General features: G+C 47.5%; 15 protein-coding genes and 2 tRNA genes. 15 read left to right on the forward strand and 2 right to left on the reverse strand.

The features are described 5' to 3' along the window. Nucleotides 1–45 precede the first annotated feature (45 nt). The 15 genes from leuB (at nucleotide 46) to zapA (ending at nucleotide 20,917) form a co-directional block, all read left to right on the forward strand. Entirely contained in the window at nucleotides 46–1,131 is a 1,086-nt protein-coding gene (gene leuB, locus P5G61_RS23505; protein WP_024628321.1) for a 3-isopropylmalate dehydrogenase, read from the forward strand. 273 nt (nucleotides 1,132–1,404) lie between these two features. Further along, entirely contained in the window at nucleotides 1,405–1,944 is a 540-nt protein-coding gene (locus P5G61_RS23510) for a peroxiredoxin (protein WP_024628322.1), read from the forward strand. Between the two features lie 357 nt (nucleotides 1,945–2,301). After that, nucleotides 2,302–2,718, forward strand: a complete 417-nt coding sequence (locus P5G61_RS23515; RefSeq protein ID WP_024628323.1) for a hypothetical protein — start codon at nucleotides 2,302–2,304, stop codon at nucleotides 2,716–2,718. Nucleotides 2,719–3,160: 442 nt separating this feature from the next. Then, nucleotides 3,161–4,264, forward strand: coding sequence for an ATP-binding protein (locus P5G61_RS23520; protein ID WP_301248645.1), 1,104 nt, complete (start codon nucleotides 3,161–3,163; stop codon nucleotides 4,262–4,264). 127 nt (nucleotides 4,265–4,391) lie between these two features. Continuing rightward, nucleotides 4,392–5,360: an AAA family ATPase gene (locus P5G61_RS23525; RefSeq protein WP_301248646.1), complete on the forward strand. Its 969-nt coding sequence runs from the start codon at nucleotides 4,392–4,394 to the stop codon at nucleotides 5,358–5,360. Nucleotides 5,361–5,363: 3 nt separating this feature from the next. Beyond that, complete coding sequence (locus P5G61_RS23530; protein ID WP_301248647.1) at nucleotides 5,364–6,479, forward strand: DUF58 domain-containing protein; 1,116 nt, start codon at nucleotides 5,364–5,366, stop codon at nucleotides 6,477–6,479. Further along, on the forward strand, nucleotides 6,476–7,792 hold the full coding sequence (locus P5G61_RS23535; protein ID WP_301248648.1) for a DUF4129 domain-containing protein: 1,317 nt from the start codon (nucleotides 6,476–6,478) through the stop codon (nucleotides 7,790–7,792). Before P5G61_RS23530 ends, P5G61_RS23535 begins: the two co-directional genes overlap by 4 nt. An 83-nt stretch (nucleotides 7,793–7,875) precedes the next feature. Continuing rightward, complete coding sequence (locus tag P5G61_RS23540; protein ID WP_053780435.1) at nucleotides 7,876–8,832, forward strand: aldolase catalytic domain-containing protein; 957 nt, start codon at nucleotides 7,876–7,878, stop codon at nucleotides 8,830–8,832. Nucleotides 8,833–9,237: 405 nt separating this feature from the next. After that, nucleotides 9,238–11,364: a bifunctional diguanylate cyclase/phosphodiesterase gene (locus P5G61_RS23545; RefSeq protein ID WP_301248650.1), complete on the forward strand. Its 2,127-nt coding sequence runs from the start codon at nucleotides 9,238–9,240 to the stop codon at nucleotides 11,362–11,364. A gap of 144 nt (nucleotides 11,365–11,508) precedes the next feature. Continuing rightward, nucleotides 11,509–11,582: transfer RNA gene (locus P5G61_RS23550), tRNA-Pro, on the forward strand. 11 nt (nucleotides 11,583–11,593) lie between these two features. Next, nucleotides 11,594–11,664 (forward strand) — tRNA-Gly (locus tag P5G61_RS23555). 480 nt (nucleotides 11,665–12,144) lie between these two features. After that, the gene (gene abc-f / locus P5G61_RS23560; RefSeq protein WP_301248651.1) at nucleotides 12,145–14,037 is read left to right on the forward strand and encodes a ribosomal protection-like ABC-F family protein; all 1,893 of its coding nucleotides are present in this window, start codon (nucleotides 12,145–12,147) and stop codon (nucleotides 14,035–14,037) included. A gap of 460 nt (nucleotides 14,038–14,497) precedes the next feature. Then, nucleotides 14,498–15,532, forward strand: a complete 1,035-nt coding sequence (pheS, locus tag P5G61_RS23565) for a phenylalanine--tRNA ligase subunit alpha (RefSeq protein ID WP_024628331.1) — start codon at nucleotides 14,498–14,500, stop codon at nucleotides 15,530–15,532. Nucleotides 15,533–15,604: 72 nt separating this feature from the next. After that, nucleotides 15,605–18,058, forward strand: coding sequence for a phenylalanine--tRNA ligase subunit beta (gene pheT, locus P5G61_RS23570; RefSeq protein ID WP_301248653.1), 2,454 nt, complete (start codon nucleotides 15,605–15,607; stop codon nucleotides 18,056–18,058). A 138-nt stretch (nucleotides 18,059–18,196) separates the two neighbouring features. Further along, nucleotides 18,197–20,917: a cell division protein ZapA gene (zapA, locus tag P5G61_RS23575; RefSeq protein WP_301248654.1), complete on the forward strand. Its 2,721-nt coding sequence runs from the start codon at nucleotides 18,197–18,199 to the stop codon at nucleotides 20,915–20,917. Between the two features lie 104 nt (nucleotides 20,918–21,021). Here the strand turns inward: zapA and P5G61_RS23580 are convergent, their stop codons facing one another. Both P5G61_RS23580 and P5G61_RS23585 read right to left on the reverse strand, forming a co-directional pair. Continuing rightward, a complete protein-coding gene (locus P5G61_RS23580) occupies nucleotides 21,022–21,405 on the reverse strand; it encodes a cupredoxin domain-containing protein (protein ID WP_301248655.1) in 384 nt (127 codons plus the stop codon). Between the two features lie 207 nt (nucleotides 21,406–21,612). Beyond that, nucleotides 21,613–21,978, reverse strand: coding sequence for a phage holin family protein (locus tag P5G61_RS23585; RefSeq protein ID WP_024628335.1), 366 nt, complete (start codon nucleotides 21,976–21,978; stop codon nucleotides 21,613–21,615). Nucleotides 21,979–22,137 lie beyond the last annotated feature (159 nt).

Genomic DNA, 22,137 nt, shown 5'->3' on the forward strand with positions numbered 1-22,137 from the left:
TTAAAGCGAACAATCGAATGAATCGATATAAGGAGTGGACAACCCATGGCAGACGTGAAAAAAATTGCAGTAATCGCAGGCGACGGAATCGGTCCTGAAGTTGTAGCCGAGGCAGAAAAAGTTCTCAAACGTACGGAGGAAGTGTTCGGATACCGTTTTGAGACAGAGCATGCACTGTTTGGTGGAATCGCCATTGATGAGAAGGGTACACCGCTTCCTGAAGAAACACTGACCGTATGTAAAAGTGCGGATGCTGTGCTGCTTGGAGCCGTTGGCGGTCCAAAATGGGACAACAACAGCAAGGAATTGCGTCCGGAAACAGGCTTGCTTGGCATCCGTAAAGCGCTCGGACTGTTCTCGAACCTGCGTCCGGCCGTCGTATTTGATTGCTTGAAGGATGCTTCTACCTTGAAACCGGAAGTGCTGGAAGGTACGGATCTGATGGTCGTGCGTGAGTTGACCGGAGGAATCTACTTTGGTGAAAAGTTCAGACGTGAAGGTGCACAAGGCGAGGAAGCCGTAGATACCTGTGTATATAATGTAACCGAAGTGGAGCGCATCGTTCGTCAGGCGTTTGTAATTGCTCAAGGACGCAGCAAAAGGCTGGCTTCTGTAGATAAAGCCAACGTGCTCGAAACTTCCCGTCTTTGGAGAGAAGTCGTTAACCGTGTAGCACCGGAATATCCGGATGTTGAAGTGGAACATGTACTTGTTGACAACTGTGCAATGCAGCTGCTGCGTCGTCCATCCAGCTTTGACGTAATCGTGACTGAAAATATGTTCGGGGATATCCTTAGTGATGAAGCAGCGATGCTGACAGGTTCGATCGGCATGCTGGCATCCGCATCGCTGGGTGAAGGCAGCTTTGGTTTGTATGAGCCAGTACACGGTTCAGCACCGGATATCGCAGGTCAAGGACTGGCGAATCCGATCGCAACAATCCTTTCGCTGGCGTTGATGTTCCGTACAACTTTTGGTTATGCGGAAGGTGCTGACGCAATTGAAGCAGCTGTGTCTGATGTGCTGAATGCAGGACATCGTACGAGCGACATCGCTGTAGACAAGAGCAAAGCGATCAGCACGACGGAAATGGGCGATCTGATCGTCGCGGCAATTCAGAAACAGGCGTAATAATAGGAATAACAGAACAGCTCTTTGCTCCGATCCGGAATTGCAGAGGGCTGTTCCTTTATGATTTTTGCCACGAAAAATCCTTATTTATAATTATTATAAAAAAACAACGATTATAATCTTGACTTTGAGAAGTCCGGATGATAACATTTTACTTGTACTTGTTATCAAGTAACAATATTACTTTAATTAGAAGAAAAACGTTCACGTTTTTCTTAATGATGAGCATTCAACTTGAGTGCTTACATAATCCCGAAGGAGGAATTGTTAGTTATGGCAGAACGTTTGGTTGGTAGACCCGCACCGGATTTTGCAATGGAAACAGTATCGGGAGATGGACAAGACTTTGGTTCCGTAAAACTGTCCGATTATCGTGGCAAATGGCTCGTATTTTTCTTTTATCCTTTGGATTTCACTTTTGTGTGCCCAACTGAAATTACAGCTTTGAGTGATGCTGCTGAGCAATTCAAAGCTTTGGATACTGAAGTTCTTGGCGTGAGCGTTGACTCCGTACACAGCCACAAAGCTTGGATCAACACACCTAAAGACAGCAATGGCCTGGGTCAATTGAACTTCCCATTGGCGTCCGACATCACGAAACAAGTTGCTAAAGATTATGGCATTCTGATCGAAGAAGAAGGCGTTGCACTGCGCGGCCTGTTCATCATTGATCCAGAAGGCGAATTGAAATATCAAGTAGTTAACCACAATGATGTAGGCCGCAGTGTTGAAGAAACACTTCGCGTACTGCAAGCTCTGCAATCCGGTGGATTGTGTGCAATGAACTGGAAACCAGGCGACAACAACCTGTAAGCCTGATTTAACTTGAACATTTATAGTTCAAGCCCTCATCCCTCATGGGATTGAGGGCTTTTTGCACCCTTTTGCCAGAATATAAGACCTATAGGAAGAAAAGTGTTTAACCAGGGACGTAAACGTGGTAATGATGTAATAGAAGAATGCCTTCATTTTATCTTTGGAAAGAGGAATCGAAGGGCCTTAAGGCGAATAGGGTATGGAAACCCGGTAAATATTCCGGTGCTCTGCATTTATAATTTGTACATGAATGTGATACACTGATGGAACTATTCCTTTTTTGGAAGTGCTTGAAGTGTACGGGACTGCTGTCCATTAAAAAGTCTCGGCACGTTATAAGGAGGGTGAACAAAAATGAGTTACTGTTGTGGGGCAAGTATGGTGGGAACAAAGGGCACGCTGAAGCATTACCGCACCCAGGTTCATAATGTTCCCCTGCTGTTTTGTCCGGTATGTCACCGGGTAGAAGTGCATTATAAAGTGGAAAATGAATATGAAATTCTGGCTGAATATGCGCATGGAGATGGTGCGTCGGAGATTGATTTTCAAGATTACGTGACGGAAGATGAAGATGCGATTTTTGAAAATTGCGTGAATCGTGAAAGCGAGGATGCTATGGTCATTGTACAGCGTCAGATCGACATGTCTCTGGATCTGCTTCGGCTTGCCAAGGAAATGAAGGATGAGAAATGGGAAAGCGAACTCAAGCGTCGGTTAGCCGTCATGAGTCAGCGCAGACTCAAAATTCAGCATAACAAGAGTGGACTATAAATTGAATTGAATTATTTAAAATTTAAACTATACGAACGAAGCTGATTCGCCAATAAAGCGAAAAAGCTTCGTTTTTGTTGTGTGGAGAAACTAATTCACGGTTTTTCTTAAAATAATTTCCATTCGACACTTTCTCCGATTGACTCCCTTCTATAAACTTGTCTATGATAAAAACAGACTTGCAAAAGAGGCGGAGCAAAAAATGTTCGTGTTTGGGAATAGGAGAAGCTTAGAATGGAACAGACGTATAATGTTTTCCGGATCGACTCTTGGTTACCCGGAATAGACCAGCTTGGGTTCCGGACATGCCATCCATATTTTCGGCTCAGCCCCCTAATGAAAGGGCACCGGTAATGAATATAAAATCGGCCCTTCCTGTTTCTGTGATGATATGATGTCCGAATGGCAAGTTTATCATTTACGTGAAAAGGAGGAACCTGACATGATTAGTGAATTTCAGGATACAGTGCCTCGACCAACGAATGGATTCCCGCCTGTACATCTGGATAACAACAAGTATGAGAATGTCCTGGAGCATCTGGATAGCGGTATTATGTTGTTTGACAGTAATGGTGTACTGACGTTTATTAACGTTCAGATGGCAAAATTGTTGGAGCTTCCTAGAAGTCTGTTGAGCGGCTGCACCCTGATGCAAATGCTGCATCATCCACAGATGAGCCGATTCAAGAAAAAGAAAATTCTACGCATCTATCGGGAGACCATTTTTCATCGTAAGCGCTATCATGAATTGATTGACGAGTATGGCAGGCATTGGCTAGTTACAGTAACGTACGGGGATCAGATGGATGGTGACTTCCTATTCAGTGTGAAGGATGTTTCCGATTATAAACAAATTGAGCAGACCGCTTATCAAAATGACAAACTTGCAATGTTGGGGCGGATTTCGGCATCTATTGCCCATGAAATTCGCAATCCTTTGACGGCTATCCGCGGATTTATCCAGTTGCTTCGGCCCCATTTATTGCAGTTGGGGAAAGACGAGTACGCTCGAATCATTCTAACGGAGATTGACAGGGCGAACGACATTATCTACGAATTTCTGAATTCCTCCAAACCGTCAGCTCCTCAGAAGACCATTATGTCTGTTAACTCTTTGCTCAAAGAGGTGGTCTTGCTGACAGAAAGTGAAGGATTAATGAAGGGATGCGAGATTACCCTGGATGAAGCAGAAGTTCCGTTAAATGTGTCCATTGATGTCAAACAGATTAAGCAGGTAATTTTGAATATGGTTAAAAATGCGATGGATGCCATTGAGGATGTGGGCGAAGAGCACACAGGTCTGATTCGGATCTCCACGGGAACCGAGAACAAGTATGTACAGATCTCCATTGCAGATAATGGACAGGGAATGGACCACAACACGCTTGTGCGTTTGTTTGACCCATTTTTCACCACGAAGGAGAGCGGGACGGGGCTGGGACTTTCCGTGAGTTACCGCATTATTAAGAATCACGGAGGCAACATCTCTGTGGATAGCAAAAAAGGGGAAGGCACGCGGTTCATTATTATGCTTCCCGTGGTGTAAAGGCAAGAGCTGAGCGAGCAGGAATTGGCTAAACGCCGGTTCCTGTTGTTTTTTGTTGGGACGATTAGGGTTATAGTTAGAATGAATGCGAATACATAAGCTCAATTCACGGGAGGAAGAACCAATTATGGATATCCAGAGAATGGAACAAATGAACAAGCAGCTCATGGATCATGTAGGAAAGATCATTGTGGGGAAAGGCCGAACGATTGAGCTTGTGATGACAGCCATCATTGCTTCAGGACATGTTCTGCTGGAGGACGTGCCAGGTACGGGGAAAACCATGTTGGCAAAATCGGTAGCCTCTTCATTGGATTGCACCTTTCAGCGTATTCAGTTCACACCGGATCTGTTGCCATCCGATTTGACGGGTATTCATTTCTTCAACCAAAAGGAAGGTGACTTTGAGTTCAGACCTGGCCCTCTGTTTGCCAATTTGGTACTAGCCGATGAGATCAACCGAGCTACACCGCGTACTCAGTCGAGTTTGCTGGAGTGTATGGAGGAACGGCAGATTAGTATTGATGGTTCGACCAGACAGCTGGAGCGACCATTTATCGTCATTGCTACGCAAAACCCGGTAGATAACCAGGGAACCTTCCCTTTACCGGAGGCACAGATGGATCGTTTTATGATGAAGATTCGAATGGGCTATCCAAGCAGTGAAGAAAGTGTGGAAATTCTGAGACGTACGGTAGCGAGCCGTTCTGTTGCTGATCTGTCCGCGATCATTAGTCGTGAGCAGCTGCTTGAGGCACAGAACACGTATACAACGGTCCAGATTGACGAAGATCTGTTGCGCTATATTATTCATCTGACAGAAGCTACCAGGCAGCATCCCGAGCTTTCACTTGGCGTAAGTCCACGAGGAGCTCAGGCATTACTCAAGGCAAGTCAGGCTTGGGCTGCATTACATGGCAGAGACTTTGTGCTCCCTGATGATATTAAAATATTGGCAGAGCCTGTCCTCGCCCATCGACTTGTATTCCGCAACCGGGTGAGGCAGCAAGAGGGCTTGGCGGAACGCATTATTCAGGAACTTTTGAGCCAGATTGAAGTGCCGACGGAGAATTTTGCTGCAGGCAACGGGCGATAACTTATGGCATTACTATGGCTTGTCATTGTTGGAGGTATTGTTATTGGAGTACACGGCATATGGTTTGGACGTCCCGCTTTACGCAAGCTGAAGTATACCCGACAGTTCAGCAAAACGCGCTGTTACGCCGGAGATGAGCTGGAGATGGTAGAGACCATTGCAAATGAAAAACGAATTTCGGTTCCATGGCTTAGACTTGAAGCTATGATGCCAGTATCATTTGTATTTCGTTCTGGCTCGGGCATGGATATCAGCCAAGGAGATATTTATCAGAATCATAAAAGTATCTTCACTTTGAAACCGTTTACTCGTATTACCCGCAAGCATCCTTTTGTATGCAGCAGACGTGGGATATATACGTTGAACACCGTGACAATGACCGGAGGGGATCTGTTTGGTCTCTGGCGTACCTCGAAGCCAATCCCCGTTCATCTATCCATGGTTGTATATCCTTCACTTGTTCATGCGGAGGATCTGCCTGCGATCTATCAGGTATGGCAGGGTGAGGTTGAGGTATCCCGTTGGATTGTCGAAGATCCCTTTCTGATCCTCGGGGTACGTCCCTATGGTGCGGGTGATCCGATGAACCGCATTCATTGGAAAGCGAGTGCACGTACGGGAGAGTTGCAGGTGTACAAGCAGGGATGGACTGCGGACCCTCAATCCTGGATTGTGGTCAACATTCAGGAGTCTGCGGATATGTGGAGCGTCGTTACCCGCCCGGAGCTGATCGAACGTGCACTCCGTTATGCGGCAACTGCAGTAGTAGATGCGATCGGAAGAGGGTTGCCCGCAGGATTTGCTCATAATGGCTACCGAGTAAGTGGAGGGCGTGAACCATTACGAATTGAGCCGGATTACGGCAGTCCACATCTGGAAATGCTGCTGGAAGCTATGGCGGAGACGGAGTTAAAATGCATGGTTCCCATGGAGCAGTTTCTGAGTGATGAAGTAGAACGCAATGAAGAAGCCCAGCAGGTTCGCAGTTATCTCTTAATTACGTCCTATGTATCTCCAGCCATGGAACATGAAATTGCGCGTTTGCATGAGCAAGGCCATCGTGTGACCATACTCCCGGTAGAGGGTGGGAAAAGCGATGCTAAGGCGGTGAGTGCATGAATGATGCCAACAGTACCAATACGAAAGAAAGAGTGCTTTTATCCATGTCGGCCGTTCTGTTGATCGGCTTATATCTTTATCCGCTTCTGACCCTAACGGCCCTTTATGCAACCGGACCTTTGCCGTATACACTAATGAGTATCTTTGTTGTAGCTGGTTGGTTAGGTCAGTGGGTGCAGCACAGGTTACCAACCATTAGCGAAAAAAACACTTTTATTCGATGGGGTGCAGCGCTGGTTATGGGGCTGCTGGTCTCATTGGTTATTGCAATAGTAGCCGTTCTTCCTTTACCAGATTTGCTCACGGCAGTGGTATGGGGTGTAATCTCAGCCTATATTGGATTGAATTTTCAACCTGTCTTTCGTTCGATTTTGATTTGGCGCTTGCAGATTTGGGGTGTGGTCAGTGCAATTGTGCTCAGTGGGGCAGCCAATGGGATTGAATTCATGCAACCCCTCCTGATGTATACTGGAACCATATATACAGCGGGAGTCATCAGTTTTGCTGGATGGTTGGTAGGTCAGTACAGTGTGCAGCTGGATCGGGCGACATTAAATGATGGCTCAAGAAGGATTGTGCTGCGTGAGTTTGCCCGGACGAATCACCAGCGTCTGTTATGGATGCTGATTGTGATCGCAGGGATCGGCGCTTTTCCCAGTCTTGTTGCCTGGCTAGGTCCACTGCGTGACCGTCTGCTTGCATGGATCAGAGGATTAATAGGTTCGAGTTCCAATCAGGAGCCTCTTACGCCTTCTACAGCTCCAAATGAACCGCCGATGCTACCTGAAGGAATGGAACAGCCAGGGGAGCCCTCTATTTTCTGGGATATCCTGGGTTGGATCGTCATGGGGGCTGTTGCCGTTGTTATTCTGTGGCTTATCCTGCGTCTGGGGCAAAAGGCCATAAATAAACTTTTGGAGCGTTTCAAAGGGCTGCTGCAGCCAGGTCAGAAGAAGATAGAACCCAGGACGGAGTATGTGGACATCAGCGAAACGTTAGAGGCGCCGGCCAAAACGCGCAAATCCTGGTTCCGCAAGAAGGAGCCGCTGCCCTCCCAGGAAGCTGAACGTGTTCGATACTATTATCGGAAGTGGATTGACAGAGCTGCACATCGGGGTGTGGACATACAGCGTGCACATACGCCACTGGAGGCTGCGGAGACGATTGTTCAGCACGGAGCTAGAGAAGATGAACAGAGACTCTCTGCGATGCTGCCAGATACCTATAACGCTGTACGCTATGGAAAGAAATCTCCAGAAGATTCCGAGATGAGTGAGATGGATCGGATATGGAAATCTTATCGAAGTAAATAAGTCGGGAATCCCTTTACTTTTCTTGTTACGTTCAAGTATCATGAGAGGAATACACAAGTTGGTCAGAAAAGGAGCAGACATTAATGAAGACAAATCATTGCAAAATAGTAGATTGTACAATCCGTGATGGCGGATTGGTAAATAACTGGGACTTTAGCGTGGACTTTGTTCAACAGCTCTATGCTGGATTGAACGAAGCTGGCGTTGATTATATGGAAATTGGATACAAAAACTCACCTAAGCTTTTGAAAGGTGCGGAAGAAGCAGGACCATGGCGTTTTCTGAATGATGATTTCTTGCGTAAAGTTATTCCTCAAAAAGGCAACACCAAATTGTCTGCACTGGTTGACGTTGGACGTGTGGACGAGAATGACATTCTGCCGCGCAGCGAAAGCATGCTGGATCTGATCCGTGTAGCCTGCTACAGCAAAGATGTAGATAAGGCTCTAGCTCTGGTTCAAACGTTCCATGATCGTGGATATGAAACGACGCTGAATATTATGGCATTGTCTAATGTAATGGAAAATGAACTGCTGGAAGCATTTGAACTGATCAAGGAAAGCGCTGTGGATGTTGTATACATAGTAGACTCCTATGGTAGCCTGGATCATAACGATGTGAAATACCTGGTGGAGAAGTTCAAGACTCATCTGCCGAACAAACGTCTTGGTGTTCATACACACAATAACATGCAGCTCGCCTTCTCCAACACATTGGTAGCAGCAGAGCTTGGCGTTGAACTGCTGGATGCTTCCGTATACGGCATGGGACGTGCTGCAGGGAACTGCCCGACGGAACTGCTCGTTGCTCATCTGAAAGGCACGAAATACAATCTGCGTCCAGTCCTTGGTGTGTTGGAGCAATTGATGGTCCCTCTCCGTGAGAAGGAAGAATGGGGTTACATTTTGCCTTACATGATTACAGGTACATTGGACGAGCATCCTCGCTCGGCGATGGCACTGCGTTCGTCCGAAGACAAAGACAAGGTTGTTGATTTCTATGATAAATTGACAACACCAGAAGTGAATTTTGACAAATAAACATGTTGCATCATTGTTGAATTGGAGTTCCAGTGAACTAGAGCTGGATCTATTACATCTATAACTTTAGCGCATTAGCGTTTTAAGTCGAATGGTGCACGTAAGACGAAAATTAGTCTAAAATACAGTTGCAAATCCAAAAAAACATGAACTCCGATAGGGGGTTCATGTTTTTTTAGTTCTTATTGCCTTGTTTTTCTACATATCTATGAATAAATATTACTAGGAGTGCTCATTTTTGTGTTCACGTCTGCGGAAATAAATGTTATTATGTACCAGATAGCATGTATTCACATGTGAATTGAACGTTGGTAGATATAATAAAATGTCGAATATTGTAACAAAGTAGATTTATATCGTTAATGTTATTTCAGGATAGGTGATCCCGGGAAGGAAAAACACGGCATGAAGGCTAATCAGCAAGATCAGAGAAAAATAGGTTGGGTCGCGATAGGCGGCTTATTGTGTTTCATCGCAAATCAATGGTTTCGTTCCTCTGCAAGCTCTGATCTGATCATATCGGGTTACCCGGTTTTGACACTCTTGGGTGGATTCGCTGCGGCAGCGGCCTGTATCGGCATCTATAATCAAAGCTGGTTATTTCAGACTCAAAGACTGACCCTCCGAAGGGTCCTTATGACAACGTTGTTTTTATTGATTGGTTTATTTGAATTGGTTCACATCGTTTCTTTTGCGGAAGAGATGCCAAATGGTGCGATGATGGAGTCGGAGTTCTCGCTGAAGATGATGTCGCTTGGATCTCTTGTCTGTGCGGCAGGTTTGCTGTTCATATATGCAGTCAGCGAGAGGGAAATTGCGTTACCGCGCAAATTTTTACTGTTCGGCGGAACGCTGGGTATTTTTATTGTTTTGTATACATTGGCTATTCAGGAATGGGCTGTACTTCCGAACTTGCTGGAGGGGAATGTGCTTGGCGGCATGTTTACCCGATTTCATTTTCTGGTCGGCATTCTGTATAGCGTGACTGCGGTCATGTTATTCATTCAATGGAAAAAAGGAAAAGATCGTGATCTATCTACCGTCCTTTGCGCCATCCTCTGTTTTTTCTATGGAGAATGTTACTTTGTTTCGGCTACGAAAATTAATGATCTCAATCTGTTGCTGGGTCTATTAAGTAATTGTTTTGGCTATTTCTTCATCCAGAAGGGGCTGTATTCGTCTGTGGTGGATACGCCTTTCCTCAAGCAGCAGGTGGCTGAGGCAAAAATGAACTTTATTGCTCACCATGATGATGTGACAGGGCTGCCCAATCGCCGTCGCCTTTCTCAACGACTGAAAGTGATGATGGATGCAGCTATGGTAGAGGAGCAGCTTGTCGGGGTGTTGGTATTAAATATTAACCGATTCAAAACAATTAATGATTCATTGGGCCAACAGGCGGCTAACCGTGTACTTCGTCAGGTAGGACAGCGCTTGAAGCATTCTTCGCTCCCGGGAGAGGAAGTATTCGGACTGGGAAGAGATGAATTCGTACTCACAATGACAGATTTCAGCACAACAGATACGGCATTGCGGCGGACAAGATCAATCCTGCAGCTGTTCGAAAAGCCTGTAACTGTAGATGGAAACGAATATCATCTCACGCTGGGTATTGGTATGGCAATATTCCCGCATGACGGGGACTCACCGGAGGAGATCATTCAGAATGCGGATACGGCGCTGCATAATGCCAAAGAGCAGGGAATGGAGCTGAACCGATATGCCCATGTGATGCAGATGAAAGCCCAGGAACGTTTACAGCTCGAGAATGATTTGCGCAAAGCGCTGGATCGTGGGCAATTCTATCTGGTCTATCAGCCGCAGGTCAATCTGGCGAGTGGCTTGATTGTAGGTATGGAGGCTTTGGTGCGCTGGCAGCATCCGCTGAGAGGGTCAGTATCCCCTGCGGAATTTATTCCTCTTGCTGAGGAGAGTGGGCTGATCGTACCGCTTGGAGAATGGGTACTGCGTGAGGCATGTGCTCAGAACAAACGGTGGCAGGAAGCGGGTTACCGCAAGTTGTGTGTGTCGGTTAACTTGTCCATGAGGCAGTTCAGGCACTCCCATCTGCTGGATAACATCAGCGGCATTCTCAAGGAAACGGGCTTGGAACCGGTGTGGCTTGAACTGGAGATTACCGAGAGTATGACGTTTGATAAAGATCGTGCCTTTGAACAGTTGCGTAAAATTAAAGAGATTGGTGTGCACATCAGTATTGATGATTTTGGCACCGGGTACAGCTCGCTGCATTATCTGAAAGATCTGCCGATTGACCGCCTCAAGATTGACCGTTCCTTTGTCAATGAAGTGATGGAGGACAGTAACAATGCGGCGATTGTATCGACCATTACATCGATGGCGCATCACTTGCAGTTGAAGGTAACGGCTGAGGGCGTTGAAAATGAGGACCAGCTTTCGTTCCTTCGTGATCAGCATTGTCATGAGGCTCAAGGGTACTTTTTCAGCAAACCGATTTTGGCAGCCGATTTTGAAGAACAGTTTTTGAGAGATGTGGATAAACCAACAGGTTAAGGATAGGCAGGGGCGTAGACACGCTTCTGTCTTTTTAATTTTTCGAAACGGGGAGGGAAAAATAGTAAAAAGAAGTTGCAAAGCGTTGGATGATCATGGTATATTAATTTTGTAAAATTCATGTTAATGTTCCCCGGAACTTGACGGGACGTAGCTCAGCTTGGTAGAGCACCTGGTTTGGGACCAGGGGGTCGCATGTTCAAATCGTGTCGTCCCGATCGTCATTCGCGCGGGTGTAGTTCAATGGTAGAACTTTAGCCTTCCAAGCTAATAGCGTGGGTTCGATTCCCATCACCCGCTTAACTAATGCAACACCTAAAACCCTTGTGGAAACAAGGGTTTTTTCTTTTTTTTCGAAGTTAGTGTATTCCTAGTCCCGTTGGAATGGAGAATATCCTGACTCCAAATTCAAGACCTTTGCTTTTTCTCCATCATCTGGTACAATAACGGAGAAATCGATACTACACATGAATGAGAGGTAACCATACGTCCCATGAAGTAAAACACATGAATTCAACCCCAGTAACTGCAGAGAGTGTATTGACGCAGTCAGCCAAAGCGGCTGAGCAATGAGGGGATTCGTGTGTCCAAATTCAGCTATGGGATCAGGTATGGAAACAGGCAGGCTGATCTGGCTTGTGTGTACCCTTTTAGGGTTATTTGTTCATGCCATGGGTATCTTATGCTTGTTTTTTGACGCTTTATCCAATCCTGAATTGCCAGACCGCCGGCTGATGCCAGCGGTTTTTTTATTTTGAATTGCAGGAAGGATGAGGCCTCATGATGACAATGGTACGCCTACATGAAGTATCGAAAGAGTGGAACGGGAATGAATTATTCGCAGGATTGAATCTGGAAATAAATGAAGGCGAGCGGCTCGCCATTCTGGGTCGCAACGGGTGTGGCAAGACCACTTTGTTACGCATCATTCTTGGAGAAGAAGATGGCGGTGGACGAATCGAACGCCACGTCCCGCAACAGGAGTGGGGATTCATGCGTCAGCGCTCCTTGATCAAGCCGGAGACGAATGTGCTTGATGCCGTCCGTCAGGAAAGTGGACGGATCTACGAGGTGAAGTGTGACCTGGAAGAATTGGAACAGCGTATGGGCAAGAGTGGAGCGGCAGATGAGCAGCGGCTGCTTGAAGCTTATACAATAGCGATGGAACAATATGAGCAACTGAACGGGTATATGTGGGAGACGGAGGTAGAGAAGGTACTGACACGTCTCGGGTTATCGTCGGAACATTGGAGCAGGTCGTATCATTCCTTGAGTGGTGGTCAAAAAACGAAGGCCCGTCTCGCAGGATTACTGGTCAGTAAACCGAAATTTCTGATTTTGGATGAACCGACGAATCATCTGGATGAAGAGAGTATGCGCTGGCTTGAAGAATGGCTGTCCACCTATGCAGGAACATTATTGTTTGTCTCTCATGACCGGACCTTTATAGATCAGGTGGCAACGGGTGTGATTGAGTTTAGCCCGGGTGCCCTGACCAAATATAAGGGGGGCTACACGAATTACAAAGGCCATAAGGAACGTGAATTGCGTGAGCAGGAAGCAACCTATCGCAAGCAGGAACTGGAACGGAAAGCGCTAGAAGAGACGATCCGCAATTATCAGCAGTGGTTTCATCAGGCTCATAATTCAGCGTCCGATGTGGAGGTCAAAATCACCCAGAGCTTTTACAAAGCCAAAGCCAACAAGAACATTTCCCGCTACCATGCCAAGCAAAAGCAACTGGAGCGCTTGGAGAAAGAGCGCGTGGATAAACCTCGCGAAGCTGCGAAATTGAACATGGAGCTGCAAGTGAACACGCTGGCTGCCCGCCAGCTCCTTGCACTGGAAGATGCCAGTTTTGGTTATCCGGGAAGCCCGACATTGCTTCGCAATCTCCGGATTGCGGTCGAACGCGGAGATCGTCTTGCTGTACGCGGTCCCAATGGAACAGGCAAGACAACGCTGCTCAAGATGATGATTGGGGAGTTGGAACCTTCGCAAGGCAAGGTGACACGTCATCCGCAACTGAAGATTGGTTATTTTTCGCAAGAGCTTGAAGGATTACCGGAAAGTCAGACGCTTCTGGACAGTTTGCTCAGTCTTCCATCCATGACACAAAGTGCTGCACGCACCATTCTGGGATGCTTTTTATTTTCGAGAGATGATGTGTTCAAACGTATTGGGGATTTGAGTATGGGGGAGAAGTGCAGAGTTGCGTTCCTGCGTTTGTATTTCGGAGGAGCCAACTTGCTGGTGCTGGATGAACCGACCAATTATCTGGATATTGACACACAGGAAGTGATGGAGAATATATTGAAGCAGGCATCCGGAGCACTGGTACTCGTATCCCATGATCGTATGCTGACCAAAGTACTCGCCAACCGCTTGCTTGATCTGGAGCCGGGGGGAAAGGTTACACTGTTTGACGGTGGAGTCGAGGACTGGGAGCAATCCATCAAACTGCGAGAATCCGCCCTTGAGATTCGGGAGTCAGATGATGAACGGTTACGGCTTGAAATGCGTTTGTCTGAGTTGTTATCTCCTATGAGGAGTGCGAGCAATGAGGTGTTGACTAATCCTGATGATGTGATTGAGCGGGTGGCTGAAGTTGCCGAGGTTCGCGAAATTCAACGTCGTTTGAAACAGCTGCGTGAGCTGAGAAAACACAAGTAATCCATTGATAAAGCTTTTGTCGTTTTGCTTTTGGGCTTAACGATGGATCAAGCGGCTTTACGGCTTGCTATTTCGAGCGATTTTGCATATAATAATGGACGATCATCAGTAAATTTGAAGTTTTTTTCTGACATGAAAACGTGATGATGGAGACAAGTAAGCAGTGCCTCTGGACAGGGAGGAAGCGCCGTAGATTGAGAGCGTTTCTGTAGAACAAGGCTGCTGAAATTCACTCCGGAGCGGTTCCCTGAACCATATCTTGCGATCCATCGCAGGAGTTAGTAGGGGGTAACGGTTAACGGTCGTTATTCCGTATAGAGTGAGGCAAACATGTTGCAGGCCGGAAGGGCCGGGCAGCACTGAATGTCTAACAAGGGTGGTACCACGGTCTTTTCGTCCCTTCAGGGGAGAGAAGGCCTTTTTTTGTTGCATTAACACCACATAAAGGGGGCATTTACACATGAAAGAACGTTTGGAGGCATTAAAGATCGAAGCGCTGGAACAACTGTCCGGCGTGAACGATCCACAGACGCTGAGTGATCTGCGTGTAAAGTATTTGGGGAAAAAGGGTGCACTGACTGAGATTTTGCGCGGTATGGGTGCGCTTAGTGCAGAGGAACGTCCGGTGATTGGTCAGGTCGCCAATGATGTTCGCGGTGCAATTGAAGAAGTCATCGACAGCAAGCAGGAGCAGTTCCAGAAGGAAGAGACAGCGAAACGTCTGCAATCCGAGAAAATTGATGTGACCCTGCCGGGACGTCGCGGACGTCAAGGAGGACTGCATCCACTGACCAAAGTGGTACAGGAAATCGAAGATATTTTCATCGGTATGGGATATCGTGTAGCAGAAGGTCCTGAGGTTGAGATGGATTATTACAACTTCGAAGCATTGAATCTGCCGAAGAATCACCCGGCACGTGATATGCAGGATTCCTTCTATGTAACAGAAGACCTGTTGATGCGTACGCATACGTCACCGGTTCAAGTTCGTACCATGCAAAGCATGAAAGGTGAAGTGCCTGTTAAAGTTATCTGTCCGGGTAAAGTATACCGTCGTGACGATGACGATGCGACGCATTCGTTCCAGTTCAATCAGGTTGAGGGTTTGGTTATTAGCGAGAATATTCGCATGAGTGACCTGAAAGGCACCTTGCTGCAATTCGTACGCGAAATGTTCGGTTCACACACTGAAATTCGTCTCCGTCCAAGCTTCTTCCCGTTTACCGAGCCGAGTGCTGAAGTGGATGTCACTTGCGTGCAATGTGGTGGCAGTGGCTGCCGGGTATGTAAACAGACGGGCTGGCTTGAGATTTTGGGTGGCGGTATGGTTCATCCGAAAGTACTTGAGATGGGCGGTTACGATCCGGAGAAATACAGTGGGTTTGCATTCGGAATGGGCGTAGAGCGTATCGCTATGCTTAAATATGGCATTGATGATATTCGTCATTTCTACAACAGTGATATGGCGTTCCTGAAACAATTTGGACGCCTGTAATTACCGAAGTAGCATACAGGGCGAACGCCCTTCATTTGCAACACCAATTCATAGATTAGGAAGTGAACGTCCATGAGAGTATCGACAGATTGGCTGTCTGATTATATCGCGCTGGAAGGCGTGGAACCGCAGGAGTTGGCAGAGAAAATCACCCGTGCGGGGATAGAGATTGATGTAGTGGAGAACCGGAACCAGGGCGTGAACAAAGTGGTTGTCGGTTACGTGAAGAGCAAGGAGAAGCATCCTGACGCGGACAAGCTGAATGTATGTGTGATTGATGCCGGACAGGAAGAAGATCTGCAGATCGTATGTGGTGCGAAAAATGTGGATGCGGGTCAAAAAGTAGTTGTTGCCCTGGTTGGAGCGAAGCTCCCTGGTGGACTTGATATCAAAAAAGCCAAGCTGCGCGGTGTTGTATCCCTTGGCATGATCTGCTCTGCGAAAGAATTGGGCATGAACGACAAGTTGCTGCCGAAGGACCAACAGGAAGGCATTCTTGTTCTACCTGCACAAACGGAAATTGGCACACCAATCAGCCAGGTGCTTGGTCTTGATGATCATGTGCTTGAACTGGATCTGACACCGAACCGCTCCGACTGTCTGAGCATGCTTGGTGCAGCTTATGAAGTGGGTGCCATTCTCGGTCGTGAAGTGAAACTGCCTGATCCGACTCAAAAGTTGGTGGAAATTGGTGATGCGGCCGCGAACCATATCTCGGTTGAGATTACGGCTGGGGAACAATGCAGTCATTATGCAGCCCGTTATGTAACAGGGATCAAGCTGGGAGCTTCCCCACAGTGGATGCAAAACCGTTTGATGGCTGCTGGCATCCGTCCGATCAATAATATCGTCGACATCACGAACTATGTCATGCTGGAATACGGACAGCCGCTGCATGCTTTTGATGCAGATAAGTTGGAGAAGGGCCATATTGAAGTGCGAATGGCCAAAGAAGGCGAAACGATCGTGACGCTGGATAGCCAGGAGCGCAAGCTGGAGCCGCATATGCTGCTCATTACCGATGGCGTGAAACCGGTAGCCATCGCGGGTGTAATGGGTGGCGAGAATTCCGAGGTAACGGAAACCACTGTGAATCTGTTGCTGGAATCCGCCAAGTTTGATGGCGGAACTGTTCGGAAAACGTCGCGCCAACTGGGGCTGCGTTCCGAAGCAAGCATGCGTTTTGAGAAGGAAGTCGACCCGGCTGCTGTCATTACGGCATTGAACCGTGCGGCTGAGTTGATCCAGCGTTATGCAGAAGGCGAAGTTCATCAGGGAATTGTGGAAGCAGGAACAGCTGCTGCGGATAAACACGTTGTACAGTTGTCGCTGGAGAAACTGAATCGCTATCTGGGAACCGAGTTGTCCCTGCTTGAAGTGAAAACCATTTTCGCTCGTTTGCACTTTGCGTGTGGTGATGCGCAGCAGGGCCTGCTGGATGTTGAAGTGCCAAGCCGCAGAGGGGATATTACACTTGATGTGGATCTGTTTGAAGAGGTTGCCCGTCTGTACGGATACGACAATATTCCAACCACATTGATTGAAGGACCAACGACACCGGGAGCTTATACGCGTTCGCAAGCGATGCGCCGTACCATTCGTGGCCTGTTTGCAGGTAGTGGCTGGCAGGAAATGATCAGCTATTCGTTCGTACACCCGGATAAAGTTTCCTTGTTCCCTGCCCTGACAGAAGGCAGTAAAGCTGTGAAGCTGGCTATGCCAATGAGTGAGGATCGCAGTGTGCTTCGCAAGAGCATTTTGCCGCAAATGCTGGATGCAGCGGTGTATAACATGAACCGCAAGCATGATTCACTGGCTGTATTCGAAGTAGGCAGTGTCTTCTTCACTGAAGAAGAGAAGCTGACGAAGCAGCCGCATGAAATTCCGGTCCTGAGCTTGTTGCTCACAGGAAACCGTGCATCCCAGCAGTGGAATGTGGGAGCAGAGAAAGTGGACTTCTTCGATCTGAAAGGTGCACTTGAGAACCTGTTCGCCTATGTAGGTCTGGAGCAGCGTATTCGCCTGGTGGCAAACAGTCCAGAAGGTTTCCATCCTGGGCGCTCCGCATCGGTATATTTGGAAGCAAAAGATGGTGGAGAAGGCAAACTGATTGGTACGATGGGGCAATTGCATCCTGAACTGCAGCAGCAATATGATCTGAACGATGTATACCTTGCTGAGATCGGGCTTGAAGCCATCTATGGTGACGCTGATACGGATATCCGTTATCGTGAGCTTCCACGTTTCCCTGCAGTTGAGCGGGATATCGCGGTTGTTGTGAGTAAAGATATCGAAGCTGGGGATATGCTGCGTGCGATTCGTGAATCTGCCGGTGAGCTGCTGCAAACCGTACAGGTATTCGACGTATTCACAGGCAGCAAATTGGGTGAAGACAAGAAGAGTGTAGCGATGGCTCTCGTTTATCGCAATCGTGAACGCACATTGACAGATGAGGAAATTACCGAGGTTCATGCTCGTGTTGTTGCTCGTCTGGAGGAGCAATTTGGAGCCGAATTGCGTAAATAGAACATAAGTCAATTTTTTGAACAAAGTTTAGCAGGAATTGCTTGAAGTCACATCGAATCCTTAGCATTAGAGGATCGATGTGACTTTTTTTGTTAAACAGCTTAGAATCAACATACAGACTTGAAGGAGGGCACAACTGTGACTACACCTGATCGTACACGCGTCACCGTAGAGATCTACGGGACTTCCTATAAACTGGTTGGCAGCAGTGCCGACTATATGAAACAAGTAGCTAACCTGGTAGATGAGCGTATGAGCGCGATCTCCAAGCAAAATTCCCGTCTGGATACTCCGCGTATTGCGGTACTGGCGGCTGTACATATGGCTGAACAGTCTCTTCAGACTCATGAAATTCGGAATGAACTGAAGATGCTTACTGGAGAACGTACAGAACTGAGAAACGAATTGAACCGGTTGAACGCCATACAAAATGAACATCAACAGGAATTGGAACGTCGTGACCAAGCAATCGCTGAAGCAACGAAGCTTAAAGCTGAGGCGGAACAGACCATCGCGAAGCTCCAGAAGGATCAGCAGGCAGAAATAGCCAAGCTGAATACATTGCTGGAGCAGGAACGCACTCAGGCAGCAGGTCGTGAGCAAAAGCTTCAGGCCCAAACTGCTGCGCAGCTGAAAGCGGCGGAAGAGAAGACGCAGGCGCGTCTGAAAGAAGCAGAAGAAAAAGCAGCGAATCAAATCAAGAATGCACAGACGCAGGCGGCAGCCCAGCTGAAGGAAGCACAGACACGTGCAGCAAATGAGCTGCAGCAGGCCCAAGCCAAAGCGGCTGCACAATATAAGGAGCTGCAGGACAAGACGGCAGCTCAACTGAAAGAGGCAGAAGCACGGGCTGTGGCAGAACGTCAAAAAATTGAGGTTCAGGCCGCACAGCAAGTACAAACGGCGAAGGAACAAGCAGAAGCTGCAATTTTGTCTGAATTGGAACAAGCCGAGGCCCAATTGCAAAATGTTCAGGAAGAAGCCCAGCTTCAATACCGTGAACTTCAATCCGAGATGGAACAGCGTATACAGCAGGCGGAGCAAGCTGCCGTGAATCAGGCTCAACAGCTGACTGAAAAGGCAAAAGAAGAACAAGCCGCATTGCAGCAGCAAGCAGAGCAGAAGCGACTGGCTGAGATAGAGCAGCTGAAATCAACGTTCAAGGAGTCATCCGAACAGGCGGAACTGGAGTGGATGGAAAAAGAAGCGGCTTATGAGGAGCAGCTTCAGCAAATCCATGAGGCAGCCCAGACTCAAGCGAATGAAGCTTTGGTAACTGCTGAGGCTTTGCTGCAAGAAGAACGAGGCAAGCTGAAGCAGCAGTTGGAAGAAGAACGTAAACAGGCCAAATTGCGCTTAACCGATGTTGAAGGCCAGCTAGCCGAGGTACGTAAGCAGCTCAAGAATGCTCAAGAGGTTGTTGTGGATCAGGAGCAACAGCTCCAACACGAGCGTAATCAAACGGAAACGTTGCGCAGTGAACAAGCCGTATACAAACAGGAGCAGGATGTTCAGCTTCGTCGAATTACGGAATTGGAGCAGCAGCTGGAACAATTAAAAGCAGATAGTGCTCAGCTGACTGAACAGCTTCGCAACACAGAAGCTGAGGTAGAGCAGTCCCGGGAAGCGGAGCAGCAGTGGAAACAGCAGTATAACGAGACCGTTGAACGTGAATCTTCTCTGACAGCACAGCTGCGTAAAGTACAGGAACAGCACGGCCAGCTTGAACAGGAGATCAAGAAACTCCGTGAAGCCGAAGTGAAGTCCGAGGATGAGCAGCGCAGGCTGCAAAAAGTGCTTGAGCAGGCTCATGCGGCAGTGCGGACATTGCAACATGAACTCGGCACACTGACGCAGAGCGAGCAGTCCTGGAAAGAGCAGGCTGAACAACGCCTGATCGAAATCGGTGAACTGGAGACGCAGGTACTCGAAGCTGCGGAACAGAATGAAACGCTGGAGTCTGGTGTACAGTCCCTTCATGATGAATTATCCGTCGTTAAAGAAGAAGCTCGTCACGCCAGCGAAGAAGCTGAACATTATATTGCGCAAGCAGGTCGTCTGGAGCAGCAGCTTAAAGAGCTTGATGATGAATTGAATGAAGCACGTGAAGAACTGAACAAGCTGCAGGAAAGTTATAAACAAATCCGCAAGGATTATGGTGATGCACTGCAGCGTGAAGAAGACTATACTCGCAAGCTGAATGAAATGAGCGAAGAAAAGAAAGAAATCGTGCGTGCGCTTGAAGAATCCAGGCAGAATGCCAATCAGCTATCTGCGCGGATCGATAAACAAGGCAGCTTGCTGACTCAGACAGAAGAAGAAGCACTTGAGTGGCAGATTAAGCATGAAGAATTGTCTGCCAAACAGGCAGAGCTATCCTCACGCCTGCAAGAGCTCACTGCTCGGGAAGTTGAGCTGAGCTCCAGGGTAGAACAAGCAGAACAACATGCGGAACAACAAGAGCAGGTTTGGCAACGGCGTGCGGATGAATGGGCGGCTCAGGAGCAATCCTGGCAGGAACGATGGGCTGCACTGGAGAATGAAGTGAATCTTTGGCAGAAAGAAAGTGCTGCCAGTGTGGAGAAGGTAGAAGAGCTGGAACATGAGCGGCAGCAGCTTGACAAGCAGCGTGCAGAAGCGATCGAAGAAAAGCAGACGATGGAGAATGAACTGCTGGAGATCGGTGAGCGGTATGAAGTTGCGGCTAACCAGCTGCGTTTGCTGCAAGTTGAACGTGAGATGGAGCAGGAGAAGGCGGAGCAACTGAATACGGATTACCGCCAATTGCGGGATGAATATACGAAATTGCAGACGGAATATAACGAATGGATTGAATTGATTGAGCAGGATCAGACCTAGCTGATGATTACGTCATAACTGGAATCCTGGACAGCGCACTCTTGTACAATTTGTTATAATGAAGAAAGAGCTCCCGTCGCTACGGGGGCTCCTTGTCTTGAACACTATTCTTCAACAATAATTTTGGAGATCATACTGCCGTGACCGCTCCCGCAATAGACAGAACAGGACATTTCAAATTCCCCTGCTTTGTCAGGAGTAATCACTTTGGAACTGTTCTGGGTGTCCAGCCGAAGGTTCAGCTCGGGCACGAGAACGCCATGGTTACCATTTGTATTTTCATAAACAATCTTAACCGGGACACCTTTTTTTAAGTGGTATTCAGGTTGGTCAAATTCATAGTTGCTTGCTTTGATTACCAGTTCTTCGCTGGCAGTTACACCCGATTCAGACTCGCTGTTTGATCCTGCGGATTGTCCAGTTCCACCACATGCAGCAAGAACCAGGATCATCATACAGGCTGCAAGCCATGCCATGCCTTTTTTCATGATGTGCCTCCTTAAAAAGCGTGATATGGATAAAATTTGAATGATTGCTCCAGTCATCATACCGCAAATTGACGATGCCTGTACATGCTGCCTATGTCGTTTTTTTGAACATCAGTATGTATATAACACCCCCAAAAAATAAACCTCGTCAGGCGTTTAAGCCATCAGAGGTTTAGGGGAAGCCTATGGAGAGTAGATACGTTGAGTCTATGCGTGATCTTTGGATCTTCTTCCAGCATCAAAAGGGGTGGAAACTGGGATGAACAAATCAATAATCCCGATGACCAATGCAGCCAGAACGGCACCAAGCAGGCTGACATGCACATGATCTACGATATATTGACCAATCCAGATCACCAGTGCGCTGACGATGAAGCCGACAATACCACGGCCAAAGGGATTGACCCTTTTACCGAAGATGCCTTCAACAACCCAGCCAAGCAGAGCGATAACCAGAGCCAGCATCAGGGCGCTCCAGAAGCCACCGACGGCGAACCCTGGTACGATCCAGCTGACGACCATCAATACAATTGCGGCGATGATAAATCGCACGACATGTCCCAGAAAATTCATGGTTATACCTCCTTTATTCAGATCATATTGAGAATTGTACATCCAGTTCAATGTGAGGTTGCACAATCCTGACACCTGTAGTTTGTGGCGCTTTGTCCCAAGTTATGTGTGGAAGGATTCGTTAAATAGCGAAAGAAAGTTTCTTTCGTTATAATACAG

Origin of the sequence: Paenibacillus vandeheii (assembly GCF_030433635.1) — a bacterium.
GTDB classification, from domain to species: Bacteria; Bacillota; Bacilli; order Paenibacillales; family Paenibacillaceae; genus Paenibacillus; species Paenibacillus vandeheii.

What these genes read in the sequence shown, in the direction of transcription:
- leuB (WP_024628321.1), top strand. Translation starts at nt 46, where the DNA reads ATGGCAGACGTGAAAAAAATTGCAGTAATCGCAGGCGACGGAATCGGT.
- P5G61_RS23510 (WP_024628322.1), top strand. Translation starts at nt 1,405, where the DNA reads ATGGCAGAACGTTTGGTTGGTAGACCCGCACCGGATTTTGCAATGGAA.
- P5G61_RS23515 (WP_024628323.1), top strand. Translation starts at nt 2,302, where the DNA reads ATGAGTTACTGTTGTGGGGCAAGTATGGTGGGAACAAAGGGCACGCTG.
- P5G61_RS23520 (WP_301248645.1), top strand. Translation starts at nt 3,161, where the DNA reads ATGATTAGTGAATTTCAGGATACAGTGCCTCGACCAACGAATGGATTC.
- P5G61_RS23525 (WP_301248646.1), top strand. Translation starts at nt 4,392, where the DNA reads ATGGATATCCAGAGAATGGAACAAATGAACAAGCAGCTCATGGATCAT.
- P5G61_RS23530 (WP_301248647.1), top strand. Translation starts at nt 5,364, where the DNA reads ATGGCATTACTATGGCTTGTCATTGTTGGAGGTATTGTTATTGGAGTA.
- P5G61_RS23535 (WP_301248648.1), top strand. Translation starts at nt 6,476, where the DNA reads ATGAATGATGCCAACAGTACCAATACGAAAGAAAGAGTGCTTTTATCC.
- P5G61_RS23540 (WP_053780435.1), top strand. Translation starts at nt 7,876, where the DNA reads ATGAAGACAAATCATTGCAAAATAGTAGATTGTACAATCCGTGATGGC.
- P5G61_RS23545 (WP_301248650.1), top strand. Translation starts at nt 9,238, where the DNA reads ATGAAGGCTAATCAGCAAGATCAGAGAAAAATAGGTTGGGTCGCGATA.
- abc-f (WP_301248651.1), top strand. Translation starts at nt 12,145, where the DNA reads ATGATGACAATGGTACGCCTACATGAAGTATCGAAAGAGTGGAACGGG.
- pheS (WP_024628331.1), top strand. Translation starts at nt 14,498, where the DNA reads ATGAAAGAACGTTTGGAGGCATTAAAGATCGAAGCGCTGGAACAACTG.
- pheT (WP_301248653.1), top strand. Translation starts at nt 15,605, where the DNA reads ATGAGAGTATCGACAGATTGGCTGTCTGATTATATCGCGCTGGAAGGC.
- P5G61_RS23580 (WP_301248655.1), bottom strand. Translation starts at nt 21,405, where the DNA reads ATGAAAAAAGGCATGGCATGGCTTGCAGCCTGTATGATGATCCTGGTT.
- P5G61_RS23585 (WP_024628335.1), bottom strand. Translation starts at nt 21,978, where the DNA reads ATGAATTTTCTGGGACATGTCGTGCGATTTATCATCGCCGCAATTGTA.